The sequence below is a fragment of the Mesorhizobium sp. B1-1-5 genome, assembly GCF_006443065.1.
GTDB lineage: Bacteria > Pseudomonadota > Alphaproteobacteria > Rhizobiales > Rhizobiaceae > Mesorhizobium.
The window spans coordinates 1-21,298 of sequence record NZ_VFWS01000062.1; the positions used below are offsets into that span (position 1 = coordinate 1).

The following is a 21,298-nucleotide window of genomic DNA, read 5'->3' on the forward strand; positions in this document are numbered from 1 at the left end:
GCGCGACGGCCTCTGAACCGTGTGGCTTGCCGATCTTCACCTTCGAGCCGGTAAAGCCCTTGGCCTTCGCTTCCAGTGCATCGTCGACCAGTGCCTGCGTCTCGATATGCAGCCAGCCGCCCTCTGTCGTGTAGAGCGGGCAGCGGTCCTTGGCGCCGCCGGCAAGCTTCCAGAGCGGCAGGTTCTGTTTTCTTGCCCGCAAATCCCAAAGGGCGGTGTCGATCGCGGCCAGCGCGATCGCGGTGATGGCGCCGATGGTGGTGGCGTGGGTGGCGAATTCGAGCTCGTGCCAGATCGCCTCGATCTGGTCGGCGTCGCGGCCGATCAGGCGCGGCGCGAGATGGTCGGCCAGCAGCCGCATGACCGACGAGCCGCCGGTGCCGATCGTGTAGCTGTAGCCGGTGCCCGATGCGCCGTCGGCATCGGTGATGGTGACGATCGGCGTCTCCTGGCTGACGAAGCTCTGGATGGCGTCGGTGCGCTTCACCTTCGGCACGAGGTCGACCATGCGCAGCTCGATCTTCTCGATTTTCGCCATGTCAGCTCCTCAGCGACTTGCCGGTTTCGGCGGAGAACAGATGCGCGCGGCTGAGGTCGAAGCTCATGCCGATCCTGTCACCTGCTTTCAGCGGCTTCGGATTGAGCATGCGCGAGACCCAATCGGTGCCGTTGAACTCGGCGAAGACCAGCGTTTCGTTGCCGAGCGGCTCGGTGATGCTGACCGGCAGCTCGACGCGATGGACTTCGGTCTCGCCGCCGGAGCTCAGGCCGTGGCCGGTCGGATAGAAATCGTCGGGACGGATGCCGAACACGACCTTGTCGCCGGCAGCCGTCTTCGACTTGAACTGTCCAGGCAAAGGCAGGCTGTCGCCGCCGCTGAAGACTAGCTTGCCGTCGCTCACCGTAGCCTCATGCAGGTTCATCGGCGGCGAGCCGATGAAGCCGGCGACGAAGTGGGTCGCAGGCCGGCTGAACACCTCGTCCGGCGTGCCGACCTGCTCGATATGGCCTGAGCGCATGATGACGATGCGGTCGGCAAGCGTCATCGCCTCGACCTGGTCGTGGGTGACGTAGATGACCGTCGACTTGACCTTGGCGTGCAGCTTCTTGATCTCGGTGCGCATCTGCGTGCGCAGCTTGGCGTCGAGGTTGGAGAGAGGCTCGTCGAACAGGAAGACATCCGGATCGCGCACGATGGCGCGGCCCATGGCGACGCGCTGGCGCTGGCCGCCGGAAAGTTGCGAGGGGCGGCGCTCAAGCAGTTCGTCGAGGCCGAGGATGGCGGAGGCTTCGGCGACGCGCCGGTCCATGTCGTCCTTGGCCGCCCCCGCGATCTTGAGCGAGAAACCGAGATTCTCGCGCACCGTCATATGCGGGTAGAGCGCATAGGACTGGAACACCATCGAGATGTTGCGCGAGCGCGGCGGCAGATCGTTGACCATGCGCCCGCCGATGTCAATCATACCGCCGCTGATGTCCTCGAGGCCTGCGATCATGCGCAGCGTCGTCGACTTGCCGCAGCCGGACGGGCCGACCAGCGCGATAAATTCGCGGTCGGCGATCTCGAGATCGATGCCGTGCACGATCTCCATATTGCCGTAGCGCTTGGTGAGCTGTTTCAGCGAAACCGTTGCCATGGAAATCAACCTTTCACCGCGCCGGAGGTCAGGCCGCCGACGAGGTGTTTCTGGACGATATAGGTGAGGGTCAGCGCCGGGATGATCATCACCACGGCCAGCGCGCACATGCCGCGCCAGTCGATGGTGAACTCGGCCGTATAGTCGAGCAGCCCGACCGGCAGCGTCTTGGAATTGACGGAGCGGGTAAGCTGCGAGGCCAAAGCGAACTCGTTCCAGCAGGTGAGAAAGGCGAAGATGGCGGCCGAGGCGATGCCCGGGCGCGCCAGCGGAAATTCGACCTGCCAGAACGCCTGCCAGCGCGTGCAGCCGTCGATCTGGGCCGCTTCGGCAAGGTCCTTCGGCACCTGGCGGAAGAAGCCGTCGATCAGCCAGATGGTGAACGGCACGTTGAGCGCGACATAGGCCAGGATCATGCCGATATGAGTGTCGATGATGCCCAGCCGCACATAGAGGAAGAACAAGGGCAGCGAGAGCGCGATGCCGGGCACGGTGCGCGTCAGCATCAGGCCGAGGAACATGCCCGACTTGCCGCGGAAGCGGTATCGCGCAAAAGCGTAGCCGCCGGCCATGCCGATGGCCACCGCGATCACCGTCGAGGTGACCGAGATGATCAGCGAGTTGCGGAAATAGTCGAGCACCGGGATGCCGCCTTTGCCGATGCCGCTGAACATGGCGACATAAGCGTCGACGGACAGCTGCTGCGGAATCCAGACCGGCGGCTTGGCCATGATCTCGACCGTGGGCCGCAGCGACGACAGCACGATCCAGATGCCCGGCAGGCAGATCACCAGCATGGCAAGGAACAGGCCGACGCGGTGCGCGACAGTCAGCGCGCGGCGCGTGAGGCGGGCGGAGGCGTTCTCGTCCATTCTCACCACTCAGCGCCGATCTGCGCACGCGCCGCGGCGAGCTTGTTGTAGAAATAGACGGTGAAGGCGATCGACAGCAGGATCGAGAAATAGGCCATGGCATTGGCGAGGCCCATGCGGGCATCGCTGTAGGCGGTGCGCCCGACCAGCGTCCACAACAGCTCCGTGCGGCCGGCCGGGCCGCCATCGGTCATGATCTTGACGATGTCATAGGCGCGCGCGACATCGAGCGAGCGGATCGTCATGGCGATGTAGGCGAAGGGCATGACGAAGGGCCAGGTGACATAGCGGAAGGTCTGCCAGGGCGTGCAGCCGTCGACGCGGGCCGCCTCGATCGGCTCCTTGGGCATGGCGAGCAGGCCGGCCAGGATCAGAATCGCGAAGATCGAGGTCGACGACCAGATCTCGGCGATCGAGATGGCGATGAAGGCGAGATGGCCTTCGATCAGCCAGGGGATGGCGTCCTCAGTGATGCCCAGCGACTGCAGCGCATTGTTCACCAGGCCGATATTGTCGTTGAACATGAATTTGAACTGGAAGCCGACAAGGATCGGCGAGAACATCATCGGGAACATCATCAGCGTGCGCAGTATGCGCTGGCCGTGCGTCGCCTTCTCGACCAGCATGGCCAGGCCGAGGCCAAGCAGCATTTCGAGGTTCAGCGCGATGGTGAGCAACAGAACGGTGCGGCCGAAGGCCCACCAGAAATCCGCATTGGACAGGATCGACAGATAGTTCCTGAAGCCGACGAAGACGAAGAAGGTCTCGGGCCGCGTCAGGCGGAACGGCGTGAAGCTGGAATAGAGCGACAGGATCAACGGCAGCACCACCACTGCCGCCAGCACGACGATGGCCGGGAGCAGCAGCAGGAACGGCGCGGATGGCTTGAAGCCCTTCATCGGGACCCTGTGAGGTTTTGCATATAATTCGGGCCGCCGTGGGCAAGGCCCGGCCGAAACGGAAAGGTCCGCAGCGGCAAGACGCTGTCGCCTCCCCATTTCGCGACGGGGAGGCGACATTGGCAGCAGTGACTAGAGCTTGCCGGCGTCCTGAAGGATCTGCGTCGCCTTGGCGGCCGCCTCGTCCAGGGCCTGCTTGGACGTCTTGTCGCCAAGGATCGCCGCCTGCAGCTCGGGGTAGACGGCGTTGGATATCTCGATCCACTCAGGCGTCTGCGGCACGGCGAAGGCGTGCTTGGCTTCCTCCTGGAAGGCGGCGAGGACCTCCTTCTTGTACGGATCGTTCTCAGCCTGCTTCAGGTCCCAGTTCCAAACCGCGGTGCGGGTCGGCAGCGGGCCGGCGGCGGCTTCCAGCTTCTGGCTGTCCTCATTGGTCAGCCACCATACGAGCGAAGCGGCGGCTTCCTTGTTGGCGCAGTTCTCGGTCACCGAGAAGCCGTGGAAACCCGACCAGCCGGTGCGCTTGCCGGAAGAGCCCTTGGGCGCCACCTTCACGCCGACATTGCCGGCGACCTTCGAGGACTTCGGATCGTTGAAGAAGCCGGCCCAGCCCGGCCAGTCGAGGTTTATCGCCACGGTGCCGGAGGCAAAGCCCTGGCCGAGATCGTCCCAGAGGTAGTTGGTGGTGCCGGCCGGCACGGCCTTGGCCTTATAAAGATTGACGAACCAGTCGAGCGCACGGATACCGGCCTCGGAATTGAAGACGGGCTTGCCGTCCTTGTCGAGATATTCGCCGCCCTCGGCGACCACCATCTCGTAGAAACGGCCGTTGATCGCCTCTTCCTTGCCGGCGAACTGGGTGCCGTAGAAATTGGGCGGATTGGCGAAGAACTCGGCCTGGTCGGTGACTTCCTTCCAGGTGTCGGGCGGCGCAAGGTCATAGCCGTATTTGGCCTTGAACTTGGTCTTGTTGTCGGCGTTCTCGTAGAGGCTCTTCTGGTAGTAGAGCGCCGAGACGTCGAACTGCGCGCGCGGCAGCATCTCGAGCTTGCCGTCGATGGTCGCGGCCTTGATTGTCGACGGCACGAAGGCGTCGATCTCTTCCTTCGGCAAGAGCTTGCTGAGGTCGGTGTAAAGGCCGGTATATTGCGGCGCGAAGGACGAATGGTTCCAGCCGACGCACCAGTTGGTGCTGCCCGAGGCGATGTCGGACTTCAGCTCCTTGTCGATGTCGAAGCCGTTCTTCTTGGTCAGGATGTTGACCTTGGCGCCGGTCGCCTTCTCCCATTCGGGGATGCGCTCGTAGAGCTTTTCATATTGCTGGCCGCCGATCAGCTTCACGTCGATCGTCACGCCGGGAAATTTGCCGGGCAGATCGGCTGAAAAAGCGGTGCCGCTCAGCAGCAGGCCCGCCAGGCCGGCGGAAATGCCTAGAACCAGTCTCGTCATGTTCTCCTCCCATGGGCTCGCAGCGACGGTCCGCCGAGTGCGCGACCGATCGCTTAAGCTTCATTTATATGCAAATAGCATTTTCATTCCCGGGTCAAGCCGATTGTGCTTCCAGCGGAATGAAGTTCATGCATATATGCAGATCGAAATTCACTGGAGGGACGGGTGGCAGAGGAAGAAGATGGGGACCGCTACCGCGCGCCGGCGCTGGACAAGGGGCTGGATATTCTTGAGTTGTTGTCCAGCGTAGACGGCGGGCTGACGCAAGCCGAGATCGCCAAGCGGCTCGACCGCAGCCCGAACGAGTTCTACCGGATGCTCGACCGTCTGGTGCGGCGCGGCTATGTCACCAAGATCGACGGCGACCGTTACTCGCTGACGCTCAAGCTCTTCGGCCTCGCGCAATTGCACGCGCCGGTTCGCCGGCTGGTATCCTATGCGACGCCGATCATGCGGGAGCTGGCCGAAACCTCGTCGCAGGCCAACCAGTTGGTGGTGTTCGACCGCGGCGCCGCCGTGGTCATCGCGCAGCAGGAAGCGCCGCGCTATTGGGGCATCTCGATCCGCGTCGGCTCGCATATCAGCCTGTTCGACACCGGCTCCGGCCATGTGCTGCTTGCCTTCCGCTCGCCCGAAGAGCGCAAGATGATGATCGCCGAGCATCTGCAGAGCACCGAGCATCTCAACCTGACGCCGGAATTCTTCGCCCGCCTCGACCAGGTGCGCGACCGCGGTTACGAGATGATGGCGTCGCTGCAGACCGCCGGCGTCTACAATCTTTCGACGCCGGTGCTGGGGCCGGACGGCAGAGCCATCGCGGCGCTGACCATTCCCTACATCACCTTGGTCAACGCGCCCACGGCGCCGGACATCACGCTGACGATCCGGCATCTGCAGAACGCAGCGGCAAGGCTCTCGCAGCTCGCCGGGTCGGATGTGCCGCAATCGTCGTAATTTCTTATTTGAATAATCGATTTTCGGCGAATAGTGCCTTAGAGCGGGATGAACCCAAAGCAGCCGGTCATCCCGTTCTAACGCTTTGTTTTTTGGAGCATGATCTTATCCGAAAGTCTGCAACTTTTCAGGATCATTCTCCAGGCCACGGAGGATACGCCGCCATGATTATCGACACGCATCTGCACCTCATAGACCAGGCCGCGCTTCGCTATCCGTGGCTGTCCGGCGTGCCGGCGCTGAACCGCGATTTCTCCTATGCCGAATATGCCGCCGACGCGCGGCGCTCGGGCATCGAAGCCGTGTTGCATATGGAGGTGGATGTCGATCCCGCCGATATTGCCGCCGAGACGGCGCGGGTGAAGTCGATCGCCGGCCAGGCGGGTAGCCTACTCAAGGGCGCGATAGCCTCCTGCCGGCCCGAGGAGGCCGGTTTCGAACCCTATCTGGAAACGGTCAAGGCGGAGCCGTTCGTCAAGGGTTTCCGCCGCGTGCTGCATGTCGTTCCCGACGATGTCTCGGAAGGCGCGCTGTTTCGCCAGAACATCAAGCGGCTGGCCGGCACCGGCCTGACATTCGATCTTGTGGTGCTGCCGCATCAGATCCCGAAGGCAATGGAGCTTGCCGACCTCGCGCCAGACGTCCAGTTCGTTCTCGACCATTGCGGCGTGCCCGACATCAAGGGCAATGCCGAGCATCCGTGGCGAGAGCATATGGAAGCAATTGCCCAACGGCCCAACGTCACGGCCAAGATCTCCGGCGTCGTCGCCTATGCCGATCCGGCGACGTGGACGGTCGAGACGCTCCGGCCCTATGTCGAGCACACGATCCGCTGCTTCGGCTGGGACCGGGTGATCTGGGGCAGCGACTGGCCGGTCTGCACGCTGGGCGGCGGGCTGACGACCTGGGTCGCCGCCACGCATGCGCTGCTGGCCGGGGCAAGCGATTCAGAGCGGACCCGCTTGCTCTCGGACAATGCGCGCCGGCTGTGGCGGCTTGGCTAGGCTGTGAGAAACTCGCCTGCAAACTAGAGCAATTCCAGGAAAAGTGTGAGCGGTTTTCCGCCCGGAATTGCGTCAACACAAGGAGATAGGGCATTTCGCCGTTTCCGTGAAACGGTGAAATGCTCTAGTCGCTGTCAGCGAGCATTTGCGCCGGCACACCGAGTTCTGGCCCGGCGTCGGCGAGCCGCTGATCAAGCATATATATCGTGGCGCCATGCTCCGATGCGATGGCGAGATGCAGCGCGTCCCCTGCTCGAAGCCCAAGGTCGTGCCGATCGGCAAACTTCGCCGCTGCCCGGAACTGCCCACCCGTCACGCCGAGGACGGTAAAGTTCTCGGCGACCAGCCTATTGAACATGGCAAGCACCGCGGCGCGCTGTTCCAGGCTGATTTGTCCGGTGCGGAGCTTGATTGCAATGGCGGACGACATCTCGGTGATTGTCCAGTCACTAATGAGAAGCTGCACCGGGTCCTGTTCCGTGAGCCAAGCCTGAACACGCGGCGTCATCGCTTCGTTGGTCAGCGCCGCGACGACCAGCGACGTGTCGAGATAGAGCATCAGTAGCGATCGCCATCCCGCATCGACCGCACGAGGCCGGCGGCGCTCTGGGACTGGGCCGGCATCGCTGCCGTCAGCGATCGAAGCAGCGCGACATCGATCGGTTTGCGCGGCCGGGCTATGGCAGTGAGCCGCGCGACCGGCTTGCCGCGGCGGGTGATGTCGATCGAATCGCCCGCCTCGACCCGATCGACCAGTTCGCTGAGGTGGGCCTTGGCATCAGCCAGATTGATCGGATTCATGTAATGCTCCTGACCATGTAGATGGTCATATAGCGCATCGGGCTTGACAATTCCAGATCAATGTTGCGATGAGGAGGCCGCGTATCAGGCTGGTCATTTTCCTCCCTTGGTGCACTCGAAACTAGCCGGCGGCGGCCGGCGCGAAACTCTCCCGGAACAGGCGATTGATGTCGGCGACGACGCGGCGGGCATCCTGCCGGCCGGCAAGGCCTTCATTGATGCGGTCCGAAGCCCGCTGCTGGAAGGCCATATAGCCGTCGTGGCGCGGGCGCACCCAGGCGCCCTCGAGAGTCGCTCGCGTAGCACGATAGAAGTCGCCGGTCGCGGCGTTGACGGCGTCGTCTTCCCAGGCCGCGGCATGGCCGGGCTGGCCGCCTGCGGCAGCATAAGGGCCGCGCTGCACGTCGCCGCTGGCGATCCAGTAGGCGAAGTCGATCGCCGCCTCGGGCGCGGCGGAAAAGGCGGAGACGGCAATGCCGGTGCCGCCCAGCGCCGAGCCGATCGGGCCGTTGCCGCTGGCGACCGGCATGTCGGCGAAGGCGAGGCGGTGCGGCCGGAAACCTGTCACCGCATAAGGAACATAGCCGTAGATCAGCGGCGCGCAGGCGATGCGCGAGCCGGGCTTGGCCATCTTCTCGAAGACGGCGATCGGATCCATCGACAGGCATGCGGGATCGACCAGAGCCGCGATCTCACGCAGCATCTCGAAGGCGGTTTCGCCGGTCTCGCCATCGACAAGGTCGGCCGAACCGTCGACCGTGCATGGCCGGCCGAGATCGGCGGCCAAAGTGTAGAAGCACATCAGCGAATGCGGCGGCCTGAGCGGCAAGAGCACGCAGCCCTGCTCGGCAAGCGCCAGCACTTCAGTCCAGATCGCCGGCGCGGCTTCGATCAGATCGGGCCGCCAAGCCAGCACCTGGGTCGCGGCGTCGATCGGGAAAGCCCATTGCCGGCCCTGCCAGGTATAGCTCGGATAGGACTGGCCGACGCTTGCCGCAGCCAGCGCCTCGCGTTCCGCCTCGCGTCCGGGCACATCGAGCGGCGCCAGGCATTTCTCGGCGGTGATCTGGCCGACATGCGGGTGGTCGATGACGATCAAATCATAGGCGCGGGCGAGCTCTTCCACCGGGAAAGACTCGAAATCCTGCAGCGAGCGCTTTTCCCATTCGATCGAGACGCCGGTCTTTTCCTTCCACAGCGCCGAGCATGCCACCATCGGGTCGTAGCCGCGCGGATGGTTCCAGGTCATGCCTTTCAACGAAACACCGCTCACAGCCCGAACTCCGCGCGGATTTTTTCGCTGTGCTCACCGATTTGCGGGGCGGCGCGATCCACCTTGGCGCGCGCGCCGTCGACGCGCAGAGGTGTGCGGGTGGTCAGGATCGAGACATTGTCCTCACGGGTCACCGTCTGCAGCATGTCGAGCGTCTTGAAGCCGTCGCTCTGCATCAGTTCCGGCCAGGTCAGCACTTTGGCGCACCAGACATCGGCGGGCTCGAGGACGGCCAGCCATTCGTCGATGGTTTTCTCGGCAATGCGCCTGGCGATGATCGCCTTGATCTCGTCGCGGGCGGTGAACCAGGTCTCCGGCTTGTCGCGGAAAGGGTCTAGCTCGGGCAATTCGAGCAGGTCGGCTATCTTCGGGATCGGCGTCATGGCAATCGCCAGGTAGCCGTCCTTGGCCGGATAGACGCCGTATGGCGCCGAGAGATAGGCATGGGCGCTGCGGAAGGACGAGCGCTTCGGCAGGCGGCGACCGTCGTTGAGATGCGTGGTCAGCACCTCGAACTGGAAATCGATCAGCGCCTCAAGCAGGCTGGTTTCGACATGGCCGCCCTCGCCGGTGATGCCGCGCCGCACCAGCTTGGCGAGGATGCCTTGGGCGCAGGCGGCGCCCGCCAGCATGTCGGCGACCGCTAGGCCGAAAGGCACCGGCCCCTGCTCCTCGTCGCCGTTCAGCCACATCACGCCGGAACGAGCCTGGGCGAGCAGATCCTGCCCTGGGCGCTTCACCCATGGCCCTTCCTCGCCATAGCCGCTGATCGAGGCATAGACGAGCCGGGGGTTGATCGTGCTGACATGCTCATAGTCGAGGCCGAGCCGCTCGATGACGCCCGGCCTGAAGTTCTGTATGAGCACGTCGGCCTTGGCGATCAACGCGCGCAGCATCGCAAGATCGGCCTCGTTCTTGAGGTCGACGGCAAGGCTCTCCTTGCCGCGGTTGATGGCGTGGAAAATGGTGGAATCGCCGCCGATCTCGGTGTCGCTGAGATAGAGCCGGCGCGACAGGTCGCCGCCATCGGGCCGCTCGATCTTGATGACGCGCGCGCCGAGGTCGAGCAGGCGCAGCGAACAGTAGGGTCCCGACAGGAACTGGCTCATGTCGACGACGACGAGGCCGGTCAGCGGAAGTTCGTTGTCAGCGGCCACGATTCACTTCTCGGTCTTGCCGACGAAATCGGCCGGGTTCTGGTATTTCACCGTCTGCAGATGCTCGCAGTAGAGCACCAGCTCTCCTTCACCCTTGAAGACTTCATAGCTGGCGCGGATCAGGCCCATATCCCGGTAGCGCGGCTTTTTGTCGAGGTTGGTGCGTATCGAATAGATGGTGTCGCCGATGAAGACCGGCTTGATGAAGCGCAGTCTGTCGTAGCCATAGGAAAACGCGTTGATGCAGTTGGTGGCGACCAGGCCGAGTCCGGCCGAGAAGACGAAGGCGCCCGCCACCAGCCGCTTGCCGAAGATACCTTCCTTCTCGGCGAACATCTGGTCCTGCACGTAAGGATGGATATCCAGCACCAGCGCATTGAACATATGGCTTTCGCCTTCGGCGATGGTGCGGCGAAGCGAGCGGATTTTGTGGCCGACTTGCCAGTCCTCGTAGAACCAGTTTTCCGAATTCCAGACAGGGATGTCGGCATGCGCCTCAGGCATGTCGGCGGGATGCGTCGAGGCGACGCCGACGGTCGGCGAGAATGCGCTCATGATCCTCTCCGGGAGCTTCCGGCGCGGCCTGCAAAGCGGTTCCGGGCACGATGCCGGATGGCGAGACGCATGGTCGCTTTCCTCCCACGGTTTTCTTTTGTGAATAATATTTTCACATATGGGATTGCCTTGCAAGCGACGATCGGCGAAATTTTCGCAAGGCCGACACCAGCGGAGGAGCCGCCGGCGACGCCAGGAAGATCGATGCAAAGCGCCTGTCTTGCTTTGTCGGCAGCCTTCAATCGCGAGGCGCCCTGTTTCAGGGCGCGCGATATCGGCCTCGGCGTCTACACCTTCGACGGGACGACGCTGCCGTGCCGAAGCTTGCCGAGACCGACGACGTCGACAAACTCGGCCTTCCTGTCGGCGACGCCGGACGGCTCGTTCAGCCAACCAGAATGCCGACCGGATCTCGATCTTCGCCCGCTACGAAACGCGCGGCCGGCTGATCGATGCCGGCCCAAGCCGTCGAGATCGGAACCCCGATGAGCGTGCGGATCGCGCAGAACCCGCTTTGACCTCAGTGACCGGCTTTGCTCACTGGCTGACTCGGGCGAAGGAACCGGCATAGGTCTGCCCCGCCAGCGCGTAGGTGACGTTGAGCGTTCCCGGCGACGGCATGGTGGCGGTGATGTCGGCGCCGTTCGGCAAGCGTCCGAGCTTCAACGTGTTGCCGGAAATCCTGCCGGAGCCGTCGGCAACGCCCGGCTTGTTGTCGGCCAGATCGCCCCATGCGTAGCTGGCCGTCACCTGCCCGCCTGAAGACACGGTCAGGACCGCCAGCTTGCCGTCATACATGCCGTTGAGCTGTCCCGCCCATATGCCGGAGAATGCGGCGTATCTGGCCGGAACGCCCTTGCCGGGGGGAACGATCGCGGCCGCCTCATCCAGCACCGCCGAATTCGGCGAGGCCGGAGCGGGAGCGGCGGCGGGAGCCGGTTGCGGGTCAGCAACAGGCTGTGTGTCTGGGGTCGATTGACAAGCAGCAAGCGCGACCGCAATGCAAAGCATCGGCAAAAGATTGTTTTGTCGCGCAAGCAGCCCGGATCGAACAGGTCCCTGCGCCGGATTCCCACCCAAAGCCGGAATTCTCATAAGCATCCCTCTGACGGGAAGCCCTTAGCCTAGTTGCGGCCACCAGCATAGCGATTTCCTTGGCCGTTCATCTCACCGGATACGACCTGCGTCGCATCCGTTGGAGCGGCTTCCCGGAACGATATCTCCTCTTGCAAGCATCCATCGACGCTCCGTCGCGGGCATGATGCTGGAACTCCCGCCAATGCCCCGCGTTCCAAAAGAAACCAGTAGCGAGCGCGCTCCGCCGACGCGAGCAAAGATCGTTCGTTAATTCCTTCGCGAACAACGCGATAAGTGCACGGAGTTCCAGCCATGGCTTTCACGCTTGAGAGTCCAGCCTTTGAAAACGGCCAGACCATTCCTGAGCCCTACGTCCGCAACGGAGGCAATTTGTCGCCTCCCCTGCGGTGGAAGAACGCACCGGCCGGGACCAGAAGCTTCCTGCTCGTGGTCGAGGATCCCGATGCGCCGCGCGGCATGTTTCGCCATTGGGCGGTCTATGACATTGCCGCCGGCCGAGACCGCTTGCCGGAAGGCACCGCTGGACCGGAAACTTTCCACCAAGCCGTGAACGACTTCGGCAATGCCCATTATGACGGTCCCCAGCCGCCAAAAGGGCACGGCGTTCACCATTATCACTTCCGCCTTTCAGCACTCGACGTTGAGGCGCTGGAATCCGGCGGAGAACCGGAAATCGCGAATCTTCTGGCCCAGGCGAAGCCGCATATGATCGCCACTGCCGACCTCGTCGGCACATATGAAAGCCGCTGATGCGCGATCTGGCGCATCCTGTCGGCATTCGATCATGCCCCCGTTCGAACGAGGAGAAAGACAATGCCGGACAAGAAAACCATCGAAAAGGCGCGCGAGGACAAGCGCGAAGGCAAGTCGGCAAGCACGCAGGCCGGTGAATTCGTTCACGCGGAAATCGACAAAGTCCGCAAAGGCAAGCACGGCGCCCGCTCCACCAAACAGGCGATCGCCATCGGCCTTTCGGAAGCGCGCCGCGCGGGCGTCGACCTGCCGCCCCCCAAAAAAGGCGATGTGAAGGACAGCACGCGCAAGAGCGCCAAATATGCTTACGAGGCAGGCCAGGGCGATCGGAAGCCGAAGCGCCAGCCGAAGGTCTCGAAGGCGGTATCGAAGGTGCTTGAGGGCGAGCCGAAGAGCACCGCCTCCCACAAGGCTCTGTCGAAGCAGGCCAAGAGCGCCGCATCCGGCCGCACAGCCGAAGAGCGGTCGGCGGCGGCGAGGAAAGCCGCGCAGACCAAAGGCGCCGCCGGACGATCGGCGGCAGCGCGCAAAGCAGCCAGAACCCGCGCCCAGCGCGGTTAGGGCAATTCGAGTGCGAGCGGTTTTCCGTTCGCGCAATTGCTCAGGAAGGACTGTTTGGTGGAGCCAATCTCCGTAAAACAACCGTCCAAGTCCGCCCCGTGCGGTCCAAAGACCGTTGGAAAATCAGCATATTAAGCCCTCCCACCGTCTAGCTACGTCCACCGCGATCCGATAATATCCCTAACACTGGTTAGGGTTATGGTTAGGGTCGGGCAATGGCGAGAGAACTGAATAAGCTAACGGATGCTAAATGCAAGGCGCTCTCAAAGCCCGGCCTCCATGGCGATGGAGGCGGTCTATATCTCAACGTAAAGGCCGGTGGCGCGAAGTCGTGGTCCTTCATATGGCGAGAGGGCCGGCGGCGTCGCGAGGGTGGGCTAGGCGTTTATCCGGCCACGACACTTGCGTCGGCGCGCAGGACGGCGACGGAGTACAGAGAGGCGATTGCCGAAAACCGCGATCCTATCGCCGAGCGGAGGCGCCAGAAGGCGGAGCCCAACTTCGGTGAGGCCGTCAAACTGTTCCTCGCGGACAATGAGGCGGCTTGGCGAAACGAGAAACACAAATACCAGTGGGGGCAGACGCTTGGCGATGCTTATTGCAAGTATCTGCGGCCTATGAAGGTTTCGCAGATCATGACCGACGATGTCCTGAAGGTGCTTAGGCCGCACTGGAACACTAAATCGGAGACGGCGAAGCGCCTGATGGGCCGGATCGAACGCGTCTTGGCCTTCGCGAAGGTCAAGGGCTGGCGCACAGGCGACAATCCGGCGGCTTGGCGCGGAAATCTTGATGCGCTGTTGCCGAAGCAAAAGAAGTTGCTTGCGCGCGGTCATCATGCGGCAATGTCTTACGCGGACGTGCCCGCGTTCCTGAAGTCGCTGCGACAGCAAGACGGCATAGCGGCGCGAGCGCTTGAATTCGTGATCCTCACGGCCACGCGCTCCGGTGAAGCACGCAATGCCGCATGGAGCGAGTTCGATCTTGACGCGGCACTGTGGACTATACCGGCGAAGCGCATGAAGGCGGGAAAAGTGCATCAAGTCCCACTCTCCAAACCGGCGCTGGCGATCGTGAAGGCACTTCACGATACCGGCACGGAGGGCGACGCGGACGGAGCCGGCTTTGTGTTCCCCGGCTATAAAGGCAAGGCGCTTTCGGACATGGCCTTCAAGCAATTGATGAAACGCATGAAGGTCGAGAATTGCACCACCCACGGCTTCCGGTCGTCATTTAGGGATTGGGCCGGAAACGAGACGGAAACGCCCCGCGAGGTCGCGGAGCATGCCCTCGCCCACATTGTTGGCAACGCGGTCGAGAACGCCTATCGCCGCTCCACCGCACTAGACAAACGCCGGAAGCTTATGGACGAATGGGCGGGCCATCTGTCGACAACCAAAGATGGCAACGTCGTGAAATTCAGTCGCAAGAAGGCGTAGGCGAAGTTTTCTATTTTGTGATAGTGGCCTATATTTAGGCCGCCGAAATATCGGCGAATAGAAATGCACGCCGTTGGACTAGCGTGTATTGACTTTCTAGCGAAGGTCCGATATTTGGGTTTAATGGAAACGGGAAAATCCGTTTGCAGGGCTCGGCCACGAAAGTGACCGGGCCTTTTTTTGTATCCAGCCGCAGGCCGCCCCTAGTCTAAGAGTTTCCGCGAGCCCGCCACTTCATCACCACGCCCGGCCCTAGCGCCGGGCTTTTTTTGTTTCTGCGCGCTGTCCTTCTACGAGGGGCGGCGCGCTTCCGTTTGGGGAAAGCTATGAACAACGAAACCACCAACCGTAGCCCTGCCATCCGCCTCTACAGCATTCCGCAGGCGGCGAAGGTTCTAAGCATCAGCCGATCGACGCTCTACAGCCTGATCGGCGCCGGCAAGGTCAAGGCGGTCAAGCTTGGAAAGCTGGCGCGCATCCAAGACATTGAGGTCGACCGCTACATCGCAACGCTCCCGGCGGCCGAAATCGGTAGGGGTCGGGCGGATGGCTAATCGAGTTTCCGGCGGCAAATCCGACAAAGGGGCGCCGGGGTCGAAAAGTGGCACGGGCCGCCCCCGCGCCCTGGACGCCGACGACAGAACCTTGGCGTCAATTCGGGCGCTCGCCCAGATCGATGCAACCGAAGAGGAAATAGCGTCGGTCTTAGGGGTCGCCACTTCGACTTTTCGCGAATTCAAGAAGCGCGAGCCGGAAGTCGCCGACATCATCGAACGCGGTCGCGCGGAAGGGCGGGTATCTCTCCGCCGCACCATGCGGCGCATGGCCGAAAAGAACCCGGCGATGGCGATATTCCTCGCAAAGAACAAACTCGGAATGGCCGACAAGGTCGACACCAAGAACACCGGCGACATCACGATCATCGTCGATGCGGAAGACGCGGAGTGCTAGCTGTGAAGAAATTTGTCGACCCTCGCGACCCCTTTCGGGTCCGCCGACGCAATGCGCCGAAGGGGGCGCCAATGGCGTTCATAGAGGGCGCCCTTCTGACCGAAACCGATGATTGCATTCCATTTCCCTTTGGTCGCAATGCCGATGGCTATGCGAGGCTCGGAAACGACGAATACGGCCACGTCGTAGTGTGCGAGCGCGCGCATGGTCCGCGCCCGACGCCGGACAGCGTAGTGGCGCACAGTTGCGGCCATGCACCATGTGTCAACAAGCGTCATGTCCGATGGGCAACGCATGCCGACAATGCCGACGACAGGGCGAAGCACGGCACAAACCGGCGGCCTAAAGTTGGGCCACGCGAGATCGAGTTCATCGGAAGCGAGCTAGCCCACGTCATGCGCTTCCGCGACATTGCAATCATGCACGGCGTCTCCGGTTCGACGATAGCCAGCATTGTCAGGAAGGTTGCCGGGGGGCGACGATAGATGGCGCGCGATACCGGCAGGCACGTAAAAGGGCTATTCGTAAAGATCGCCAATGCCGATCTCCCCTATCTAGACGCGTTGCCGACGGACACCGCGAGGTGGGCCTACGTGGTGATAACCGCCAGATATTGGCGCGACGGGGATCACAGAAATCCGATGTCGATGTCGGCGCGCGATCTCGCCGGCCTGCTCCGCTGCAATAAGGAAACGGCAAGCCGGGTTATTCGCGACCTCGTCGAGGCCGGGTTTCTTGTGACGGCTCGGGAGGGCGCCATGCGCGGCAAGATGAGCGGGCGGTCATCCGCCTATCGGGCAACGTGGCTTAATGTCGACGAGGTTCCCGGCACCGCCACTTTCGACTATCGGGCCAAAAATCCAACGTCCGGCGAAACCGGACAGGAACGTACGGAAAAACCGGACGTTGAAAGGGCTGTCGAAACGCCGACGGCAAAGCCGCCCAAAGCCAATGGGCGCAAGGGGTTCGAGGCGGCAAATTCCGATGTCTTTGCGGCGCCGCCTAGCGGGACGTACTCTTTAAACCCTAAATATAACACTCCAGAGGCCCCCGAAAAAATTTGGGCCGCGCCGTCGCCGGTCGCCTCGGCCGTCGTGTCGGCTCTCGCCGTCATCGATCGGAGCGGGCGGAGCGCCGAGCGCATCCTCGCTGAGTTCGAGTTGAGAAAAGCGCAATGACCAACGCAGAGAAAGGGAAGGCAATGAGCGCGATCGTGATCCCATTTCCAGCCGCTAGGCGCATGGGCAAAATCCGGCGGGCGGCGCAAGAGCTAATCAAGCGGGCGGGTGAGCGGCGACAAGGCGATGGCTACTGGCGTCACGTGGTGCGCCAGATGGCCGACGGAATGGCGGCGTCCGGCGTCGATGGCGATACTATCGATCGGGAGTTGAACGACTTCAGCCGGGCGGTCGGATTTGAAATGGCGCGGCTTCAGACGCGTCACGGCGGGGCCGCTTGACCATGTTCCGGGGCTTCATCGAAAATCCCGGTCCTTTTGCCGCGCTGGAGGAATGGGAGGCATTCCGCGAGAGCATGCTGAAGATCGAGCCGCGCACGCCCGACGTGCAGGCGTTCATTGACGAGGCCGACGCGGCAATCGACCGCTTGAAGTCTGACCAGCGCGGCGGGAGAGCATTGTGAAGCCGATAAGAGTTATTCCAGATCGACCGTTGTGCACCGACGCGGAGCGGGTCGCCTGGAGCCGACAGAAGCTTGGGCGCCTCGCCGCCGACATGTCCTTGGTCGGGGACCGGCTGATCGCGGCAACGATCTTTTTCAAGGGCGGCGATCATGATGCACCAACTGCGCTGACCAAGACGGAGGCCGTCGACGCTTCCACCGACATGATTGACGCCTGCGCTTCCGGCACGGAATTGTTGCGCGGGCTGATCTTGGAAATCGAGGCCAATCGTGATGAGCTTCACCTGCATGGCGTGGAGCCGGCCGCGTTCGAGGTGTCCTTCGGCGGCGAGGTGCTAATTTCCAATGTCGGCGCGGCTGGGTCCATCCTTCCGGACATGACGGAAAGGGAATAGGTCTCGGCGCCTACCGCCACACCGGGGCCAAGGACGCGCGAGAGCGCCCTCGCCCGACTTTCCCGCGATCGAAGGCGAAAAAACGCGCTGGCCGGCCATGCACGGCCCGCACAGCGCCAAATCGTGGCGGTAGCCGTCGATTTTTACCCTATGGCCGCCGTCGGGGCGTGTTCTTTGGCGCATTCTTGAAGGTATTTTTAAGCCTCTCCAACTGCGCCTCGCATGCGGCCTGCGCTATCTCGACGGCATCCGTCGAGGATGAACCATCCGGCTTTCGCCCGAATTGATCGTTCGCCCTTCCGGGCCTTTCCTTTGCTTGGACGCAGCAGAGCCGTCTCATTTCCCCGATTGCTGCCAGCGTCGTGTATTCCTTGCCGGCGATGATCTCGGTTGCAAGGCGCCCTCGGTCACGTTCCTTGCGTAGTCCCTTGGCGCCCATCGTCCCATCAGGGAACGCGATCTTGGCGGCCGTTTCGAGCCGCAAGGGGGCGTCCTTATCGTAGTCTGGCTGTCCAGCGCCCACGTGCGCCCTCCGATCGATCTATAGCTTCGGTGAGCCTAGGAGCGGGTTGCCACGCAATCAAGCTCGGATGCATCCGGCTTGCCGGAGACGACGCCGCGACGCACGCAGTTCGTCGCGGCGCCCTGCGTCGAGGCGCATTTTGTCCCGCTCGTCCATCAACCGGGAGAGGACTGGCGCGCATTTCTCCCCGGGTTTCTCGACCAACTCCAACGCCACCATCGCGAGTTGATCGATTTCCTTTGCCGTTATGCCATTGTCGCGTTTCCTCATTTCCTGATGTCCTTCACGCGTTCTGCCGTTGCGGCAACGAAAAAGAGGCCGGAATGATCCGGCCTCGTCATCGCGATAAGTGGGAGTGCCGCTTAAGCAGCGGCGTGCGCTTCGAATAGCACGATGCGGCCGAAGCGCATGAGATCGGCGACGATCGATCGCCGAAGGGCGGCCGTTATCGGCTCGCCGTCCTTGGTCAAGACGCCGTCGAGGGCCCGCTCCATGTGGTCGGCAATCTTTTCCTTCGCGGCCACGTCGGCGGCATTCTTGGAAGGAATGCGGGCGGCCTCATGCATGATTTCGACTTGTAGCTCGGTCGCGATGGCCGGAGCGCTCCCGGGCAGCACGTCTTGGTCGGGGCCCGTATCATGGTCGCGCCAGATGGCGACGGCGAGGTCGAAGGCGGTCAGCATGCGAGAAACGGCGGTCATGAATTTGTCCTTTGAAGCGGCGCGCTCCGCCCGAACGGCGGAGCCGGGAACTTTGTTGCGGTAGGAAGCGTGGGCTTAGGCGGCGAGCGCGGCGAGTTGGGCTTGAAGAGAAGCCCGCGCGGCGCTGCCGTCGAGACGGATCGGCCCGAACGATAAGGCCTCAACCTGTCTTGTGACTTCGATCTGGCGGCGCAACTCGGCGGCTTCCGCGTCGAGGCGACGGCGCTCGGCGACGATGTCGTAGCGGAGCGTTTTGTATCGGAGGGCGTCAATCTCCGCCGCGACCGCATCGGCGCGGCGCTGCGCCGGGGTAAGGCCCGCTTTCTCCGTGGCCCAGGCATTCCGGAGGCCGGTCTGCAGAAGGAAGGCGTAGGACCAGTCGCGGCCCCTGTACATTTGCGCGTAGTGGTGGGCGGCGCGCATGATTGCGGCGCGATCGAATTTCGATGTAGTGGTGGCGGTAGCCATTCTCGATCCTCCAGTGATCGGGTTTCGGTCAGAGCGAAGATTGCGGTTGCCGCCGCGTCTTCGCTCGGGTATTTTATGGGACCATAAAATCGGATTGTCAATTTATGGGACCAACAAAAGTTTTTGTCAGTCGCGGGAGAGGCCGGCCTGCCGTCGATAGTGAAGCGGTGAAATCGCGCCTAGAGCGTCGCGTGTTGGATGGGCTCGACGCCTTTTCCGCCGCTCAAGAGGATCACCCGACGCGGGCGGAGGCGGTGAGGCGTATTTTGTCCGACTGGCTTAGCAGAAAGGGCTACCTGCCGACCGAACTTTAAAAATCGGCTCTGGTTGGCAGGCCACACCGACGCTCGTCGATCAGGTTGAAGACGCGAACGGCTTACCCACCGCCTGTTCCAAAACCGGTTGCGCAGCCTTCATATCCCGAAACATCACCACGAGAGCGGCGCCAAGATTTTCAAGGTCCTGCTTTTTCTGCATTAGTTGCACGTGCTTTTTTACCTCATTGATTGAGGTTTGAAGCTTTTTAACAGGTGGCTCTTGATCCGACGGGAGGTTGACGGTGAAGGCACCCAGCCCGCTGTAGAGCCGGACCAAGCTGGCCGAAATTTCTTTTCGTTTTTCCGGATCGACTGTGCCGCTGGAGCCAACCTCTTCAGTGAAGGCACTCAGCAATTCCTCGAATTTCTTGTTCTCCGCGACAAGGCCCTGAAACTCTTGAACCTTCATTTCCTCCACGCGGTTTACGTGAGCCTCATACAGTGACCAATAAGCACCCGCGCCCCCGATCGCGCCGGTTGCCAGACATGAGATCGCGGTCCCAAGTATGTGCGCGCGAGCGAATTCCTTGATCGCCTTCAGCACCGGTCTGCTCCTAACGGCGGCACTCCAACAATATCCGCCTTCCCCATTATATAGCAATTCGTGGCCGAATTTTTAATTCCCAGCCGCCGGCACTTCTTTCTTTACCGTTACGTCTGTCTTAAGGCCAACCGAATTTTTGGTCGCCTCTCGCCGTGGGCAGACATCATTCTCCCAAAGGTGAATATTGGCGTACATCTCCATGGTTTGGCGGATATCCGCTTCTAATTCCATGTCGCAGATTGAGACGACGGCGCTGGCAGCATTGGCAGAGTTGACAACCTTGGCGTCGGTCGCCTCCTGGGCGCTGATGCCGGAACCCGATAACGCAAGCATAGCCGAGACGTATCCAGCCATTGCGGCTTTTTTCATCGGCCGTCCAAAATAGCCAGGAGAGTGGATTTCCACATTGACGCCGCCGAAATAGCTTTTGTCATAATAGCTATCGATCGCTTCGTGGAAGCCGAGGCCAAAAAAAGCGGCAAGCTCGCCCTTTTTCAAAGCTAGATATTGCGACGCAAAATAGTTGGTAAGGTCGACTGCCTTGTTTAAATCGTTAAGATCGATGTCGTCTTTCGTCACGCGAATAAGATTTCCAGACGATTCTTTCCAGACGTAGTCCCCATAGGCATGGGTGTATATCTCTCGCCGGTCATCCTCCCGCGTCACCTGTATAATTGCCTGCCGATTTTGCATCAGCCGTATGAGCCTACGATTAAATTGCTGCTTTGCCAGATTGACAGGCAACCACTTAACCTTACGCGCAGGGATTCTTTCGTCGGGGTAGCGCAGGCTCTCCACCGTGAAATCCGGGTCGAAATTGTTCACCGCCTCCCCAAAGAATACGGTCGAGCCATATCCCTTGCCAGGTACAATGATCAGGTCCCCAGCTTTCGCTTCGGTGTAGAGATCGTAGACCTCATGCACAAACCGTGGCGCATCAGGTGTCACCGTAGTGATCTTATAATCGTCTGGATTACGGCTCGGCTTATCGTCTGGATTTGACCCGCGTCGCCGCCAAATAGAGACGCGGCGTGCCATCCGAAGTTGATTGCGTAGGTCCTCATCGTTTATCTGTGGCGGGTTGGTAAATGCAATGCCGGGCAGGTCCAGAAAGACCGAATCCGTAGCTTGAAAATCGGTATAGAACCGTTTTCCTTCGCCAGGATGAAGCACGAATATACGATGACCATCCGGCAGAATGCGAATTGCCGGATCAACGATTACTGTCATCTCATCCCCCGCGAATCGACCACCAAGCACACAATTAGCTCAGAACTTGACGCTTGTCAGTTCGGCCTAGAGAACT

Annotated in this window: 28 protein-coding genes and 1 pseudogene; 13 read left to right on the top strand and 16 right to left on the bottom strand. The window is 61.8% G+C overall.

Annotated features, from left to right (window positions below; translation table 11 throughout):
- The 5 genes and pseudogenes from FJ980_RS18585 to FJ980_RS18605 form a co-directional block, all read right to left on the bottom strand.
- A pseudogene (locus FJ980_RS18585) lies at positions 1-538 on the bottom strand (mandelate racemase/muconate lactonizing enzyme family protein); the annotation flags it as partial.
- 1 nt (position 539) lies between these two features.
- Positions 540-1,637 carry a sn-glycerol-3-phosphate ABC transporter ATP-binding protein UgpC gene (gene ugpC, locus FJ980_RS18590; protein ID WP_140545206.1) on the bottom strand — a complete coding sequence of 366 codons (1,098 nt, stop codon included), beginning with the start codon at positions 1,635-1,637 and terminating at the stop codon, positions 540-542.
- 5 nt (positions 1,638-1,642) lie between these two features.
- On the bottom strand, positions 1,643-2,509 hold the full coding sequence (locus FJ980_RS18595; RefSeq protein WP_140545208.1) for a carbohydrate ABC transporter permease: 867 nt from the start codon (positions 2,507-2,509) through the stop codon (positions 1,643-1,645).
- Positions 2,510-2,511: 2 nt separating this feature from the next.
- Complete coding sequence (locus FJ980_RS18600; protein WP_140545210.1) at positions 2,512-3,408, bottom strand: sugar ABC transporter permease; 897 nt, start codon at positions 3,406-3,408, stop codon at positions 2,512-2,514.
- A gap of 132 nt (positions 3,409-3,540) precedes the next feature.
- The gene (locus FJ980_RS18605) at positions 3,541-4,857 is read right to left on the bottom strand and encodes a sugar ABC transporter substrate-binding protein (protein WP_140545212.1); all 1,317 of its coding nucleotides are present in this window, start codon (positions 4,855-4,857) and stop codon (positions 3,541-3,543) included.
- A 165-nt stretch (positions 4,858-5,022) separates the two neighbouring features.
- Here FJ980_RS18605 and FJ980_RS18610 point away from each other — a divergent pair, with 165 nt between their 5' ends.
- The gene (locus FJ980_RS18610; RefSeq protein ID WP_140545214.1) at positions 5,023-5,811 is read left to right on the top strand and encodes an IclR family transcriptional regulator; all 789 of its coding nucleotides are present in this window, start codon (positions 5,023-5,025) and stop codon (positions 5,809-5,811) included.
- Positions 5,812-5,975: 164 nt separating this feature from the next.
- On the top strand, positions 5,976-6,815 hold the full coding sequence (locus FJ980_RS18615; RefSeq protein WP_140545216.1) for an amidohydrolase: 840 nt from the start codon (positions 5,976-5,978) through the stop codon (positions 6,813-6,815).
- 124 nt (positions 6,816-6,939) lie between these two features.
- On the opposite strand, the gene FJ980_RS18620 is transcribed toward FJ980_RS18615, so the two are convergent.
- The 6 genes from FJ980_RS18620 to FJ980_RS18645 form a co-directional block, all read right to left on the bottom strand.
- Positions 6,940-7,374 carry a type II toxin-antitoxin system VapC family toxin gene (locus FJ980_RS18620; protein WP_140545218.1) on the bottom strand — a complete coding sequence of 145 codons (435 nt, stop codon included), beginning with the start codon at positions 7,372-7,374 and terminating at the stop codon, positions 6,940-6,942.
- A complete protein-coding gene (locus FJ980_RS18625) occupies positions 7,374-7,616 on the bottom strand; it encodes a type II toxin-antitoxin system prevent-host-death family antitoxin (protein ID WP_140545220.1) in 243 nt (80 codons plus the stop codon). Before FJ980_RS18625 ends, FJ980_RS18620 begins: the two co-directional genes overlap by 1 nt.
- Before the next feature lie 121 nt (positions 7,617-7,737).
- Positions 7,738-8,865 carry an extracellular solute-binding protein gene (locus FJ980_RS18630; RefSeq protein WP_181181250.1) on the bottom strand — a complete coding sequence of 376 codons (1,128 nt, stop codon included), beginning with the start codon at positions 8,863-8,865 and terminating at the stop codon, positions 7,738-7,740.
- A gap of 20 nt (positions 8,866-8,885) precedes the next feature.
- The gene (locus FJ980_RS18635; RefSeq protein ID WP_140545224.1) at positions 8,886-10,046 is read right to left on the bottom strand and encodes a CaiB/BaiF CoA-transferase family protein; all 1,161 of its coding nucleotides are present in this window, start codon (positions 10,044-10,046) and stop codon (positions 8,886-8,888) included.
- Between the two features lie 3 nt (positions 10,047-10,049).
- A complete protein-coding gene (locus FJ980_RS18640) occupies positions 10,050-10,601 on the bottom strand; it encodes a MaoC family dehydratase (RefSeq protein WP_140545226.1) in 552 nt (183 codons plus the stop codon).
- Between the two features lie 537 nt (positions 10,602-11,138).
- Positions 11,139-11,495: a hypothetical protein gene (locus tag FJ980_RS18645; protein WP_246676456.1), complete on the bottom strand. Its 357-nt coding sequence runs from the start codon at positions 11,493-11,495 to the stop codon at positions 11,139-11,141.
- A gap of 495 nt (positions 11,496-11,990) precedes the next feature.
- Between FJ980_RS18645 and FJ980_RS18650 the strand changes: the two genes are divergently transcribed.
- From FJ980_RS18650 to FJ980_RS18695, 10 genes are all read left to right on the top strand, one after another.
- Positions 11,991-12,449 (top strand): YbhB/YbcL family Raf kinase inhibitor-like protein, encoded by a 459-nt coding sequence (locus FJ980_RS18650; RefSeq protein WP_140545228.1) that lies wholly within the window; start codon positions 11,991-11,993, stop codon positions 12,447-12,449.
- Positions 12,450-12,512: 63 nt separating this feature from the next.
- Complete coding sequence (locus FJ980_RS18655; RefSeq protein ID WP_140545230.1) at positions 12,513-13,013, top strand: DUF6496 domain-containing protein; 501 nt, start codon at positions 12,513-12,515, stop codon at positions 13,011-13,013.
- Between the two features lie 215 nt (positions 13,014-13,228).
- On the top strand, positions 13,229-14,452 hold the full coding sequence (locus FJ980_RS18660) for a site-specific integrase (protein ID WP_140545232.1): 1,224 nt from the start codon (positions 13,229-13,231) through the stop codon (positions 14,450-14,452).
- Between the two features lie 326 nt (positions 14,453-14,778).
- Positions 14,779-15,006 (top strand): helix-turn-helix domain-containing protein, encoded by a 228-nt coding sequence (locus FJ980_RS18665; RefSeq protein WP_140545234.1) that lies wholly within the window; start codon positions 14,779-14,781, stop codon positions 15,004-15,006.
- A 91-nt stretch (positions 15,007-15,097) separates the two neighbouring features.
- Positions 15,098-15,403 (top strand): hypothetical protein, encoded by a 306-nt coding sequence (locus FJ980_RS18670; protein ID WP_140545236.1) that lies wholly within the window; start codon positions 15,098-15,100, stop codon positions 15,401-15,403.
- A gap of 71 nt (positions 15,404-15,474) precedes the next feature.
- A complete protein-coding gene (locus tag FJ980_RS18675) occupies positions 15,475-15,888 on the top strand; it encodes an HNH endonuclease (RefSeq protein WP_140545238.1) in 414 nt (137 codons plus the stop codon).
- Positions 15,889-16,581, top strand: coding sequence for a MarR family transcriptional regulator (locus tag FJ980_RS18680; protein WP_140545240.1), 693 nt, complete (start codon positions 15,889-15,891; stop codon positions 16,579-16,581).
- Positions 16,578-16,862, top strand: coding sequence for a DUF6074 family protein (locus FJ980_RS18685; protein WP_140545242.1), 285 nt, complete (start codon positions 16,578-16,580; stop codon positions 16,860-16,862). Before FJ980_RS18680 ends, FJ980_RS18685 begins: the two co-directional genes overlap by 4 nt.
- Positions 16,859-17,044 (top strand): hypothetical protein, encoded by a 186-nt coding sequence (locus tag FJ980_RS18690; protein ID WP_140545244.1) that lies wholly within the window; start codon positions 16,859-16,861, stop codon positions 17,042-17,044. The genes FJ980_RS18685 and FJ980_RS18690 overlap by 4 nt, the downstream gene beginning before the upstream one ends.
- Positions 17,041-17,439 carry a hypothetical protein gene (locus tag FJ980_RS18695; RefSeq protein WP_140545246.1) on the top strand — a complete coding sequence of 133 codons (399 nt, stop codon included), beginning with the start codon at positions 17,041-17,043 and terminating at the stop codon, positions 17,437-17,439. Before FJ980_RS18690 ends, FJ980_RS18695 begins: the two co-directional genes overlap by 4 nt.
- A gap of 148 nt (positions 17,440-17,587) precedes the next feature.
- Here the strand turns inward: FJ980_RS18695 and FJ980_RS18700 are convergent, their stop codons facing one another.
- Entirely contained in the window at positions 17,588-17,923 is a 336-nt protein-coding gene (locus FJ980_RS18700; protein WP_246676457.1) for an excisionase, read from the bottom strand.
- Positions 17,924-18,040: 117 nt separating this feature from the next.
- On the opposite strand from FJ980_RS18700, the gene FJ980_RS18705 reads away from it, so the two are divergent.
- Positions 18,041-18,289 (top strand): hypothetical protein, encoded by a 249-nt coding sequence (locus tag FJ980_RS18705; protein WP_140545250.1) that lies wholly within the window; start codon positions 18,041-18,043, stop codon positions 18,287-18,289.
- 35 nt (positions 18,290-18,324) lie between these two features.
- Here the strand turns inward: FJ980_RS18705 and FJ980_RS18710 are convergent, their stop codons facing one another.
- From FJ980_RS18710 to FJ980_RS18725, 4 genes are all read right to left on the bottom strand, one after another.
- The gene (locus tag FJ980_RS18710) at positions 18,325-18,645 is read right to left on the bottom strand and encodes a hypothetical protein (protein WP_140545252.1); all 321 of its coding nucleotides are present in this window, start codon (positions 18,643-18,645) and stop codon (positions 18,325-18,327) included.
- 93 nt (positions 18,646-18,738) lie between these two features.
- On the bottom strand, positions 18,739-19,131 hold the full coding sequence (locus FJ980_RS18715; protein ID WP_140545254.1) for a hypothetical protein: 393 nt from the start codon (positions 19,129-19,131) through the stop codon (positions 18,739-18,741).
- 354 nt (positions 19,132-19,485) lie between these two features.
- The gene (locus FJ980_RS18720; RefSeq protein ID WP_140545256.1) at positions 19,486-19,992 is read right to left on the bottom strand and encodes a hypothetical protein; all 507 of its coding nucleotides are present in this window, start codon (positions 19,990-19,992) and stop codon (positions 19,486-19,488) included.
- A gap of 72 nt (positions 19,993-20,064) precedes the next feature.
- A complete protein-coding gene (locus tag FJ980_RS18725; protein ID WP_140545258.1) occupies positions 20,065-21,222 on the bottom strand; it encodes a hypothetical protein in 1,158 nt (385 codons plus the stop codon).
- Between the last annotated feature and the right edge of the window lie 76 nt (positions 21,223-21,298).

Bases quoted from the DNA above. Each gene is read 5' to 3' on its own strand.
- ugpC (WP_140545206.1), bottom strand. From the start codon at position 1,637: ATGGCAACGGTTTCGCTGAAACAGCTCACCAAGCGCTACGGCAATATG.
- FJ980_RS18595 (WP_140545208.1), bottom strand. From the start codon at position 2,509: ATGGACGAGAACGCCTCCGCCCGCCTCACGCGCCGCGCGCTGACTGTC.
- FJ980_RS18600 (WP_140545210.1), bottom strand. From the start codon at position 3,408: ATGAAGGGCTTCAAGCCATCCGCGCCGTTCCTGCTGCTGCTCCCGGCC.
- FJ980_RS18605 (WP_140545212.1), bottom strand. From the start codon at position 4,857: ATGACGAGACTGGTTCTAGGCATTTCCGCCGGCCTGGCGGGCCTGCTG.
- FJ980_RS18615 (WP_140545216.1), top strand. From the start codon at position 5,976: ATGATTATCGACACGCATCTGCACCTCATAGACCAGGCCGCGCTTCGC.
- FJ980_RS18620 (WP_140545218.1), bottom strand. From the start codon at position 7,374: ATGCTCTATCTCGACACGTCGCTGGTCGTCGCGGCGCTGACCAACGAA.
- FJ980_RS18625 (WP_140545220.1), bottom strand. From the start codon at position 7,616: ATGAATCCGATCAATCTGGCTGATGCCAAGGCCCACCTCAGCGAACTG.
- FJ980_RS18630 (WP_181181250.1), bottom strand. From the start codon at position 8,865: ATGACCTGGAACCATCCGCGCGGCTACGACCCGATGGTGGCATGCTCG.
- FJ980_RS18640 (WP_140545226.1), bottom strand. From the start codon at position 10,601: ATGAGCGCATTCTCGCCGACCGTCGGCGTCGCCTCGACGCATCCCGCC.
- FJ980_RS18650 (WP_140545228.1), top strand. From the start codon at position 11,991: ATGGCTTTCACGCTTGAGAGTCCAGCCTTTGAAAACGGCCAGACCATT.
- FJ980_RS18655 (WP_140545230.1), top strand. From the start codon at position 12,513: ATGCCGGACAAGAAAACCATCGAAAAGGCGCGCGAGGACAAGCGCGAA.
- FJ980_RS18660 (WP_140545232.1), top strand. From the start codon at position 13,229: ATGGCGAGAGAACTGAATAAGCTAACGGATGCTAAATGCAAGGCGCTC.
- FJ980_RS18665 (WP_140545234.1), top strand. From the start codon at position 14,779: ATGAACAACGAAACCACCAACCGTAGCCCTGCCATCCGCCTCTACAGC.
- FJ980_RS18675 (WP_140545238.1), top strand. From the start codon at position 15,475: ATGGCGTTCATAGAGGGCGCCCTTCTGACCGAAACCGATGATTGCATT.
- FJ980_RS18680 (WP_140545240.1), top strand. From the start codon at position 15,889: ATGGCGCGCGATACCGGCAGGCACGTAAAAGGGCTATTCGTAAAGATC.
- FJ980_RS18685 (WP_140545242.1), top strand. From the start codon at position 16,578: ATGACCAACGCAGAGAAAGGGAAGGCAATGAGCGCGATCGTGATCCCA.
- FJ980_RS18710 (WP_140545252.1), bottom strand. From the start codon at position 18,645: ATGCTGACCGCCTTCGACCTCGCCGTCGCCATCTGGCGCGACCATGAT.
- FJ980_RS18715 (WP_140545254.1), bottom strand. From the start codon at position 19,131: ATGGCTACCGCCACCACTACATCGAAATTCGATCGCGCCGCAATCATG.
- FJ980_RS18725 (WP_140545258.1), bottom strand. From the start codon at position 21,222: ATGACAGTAATCGTTGATCCGGCAATTCGCATTCTGCCGGATGGTCAT.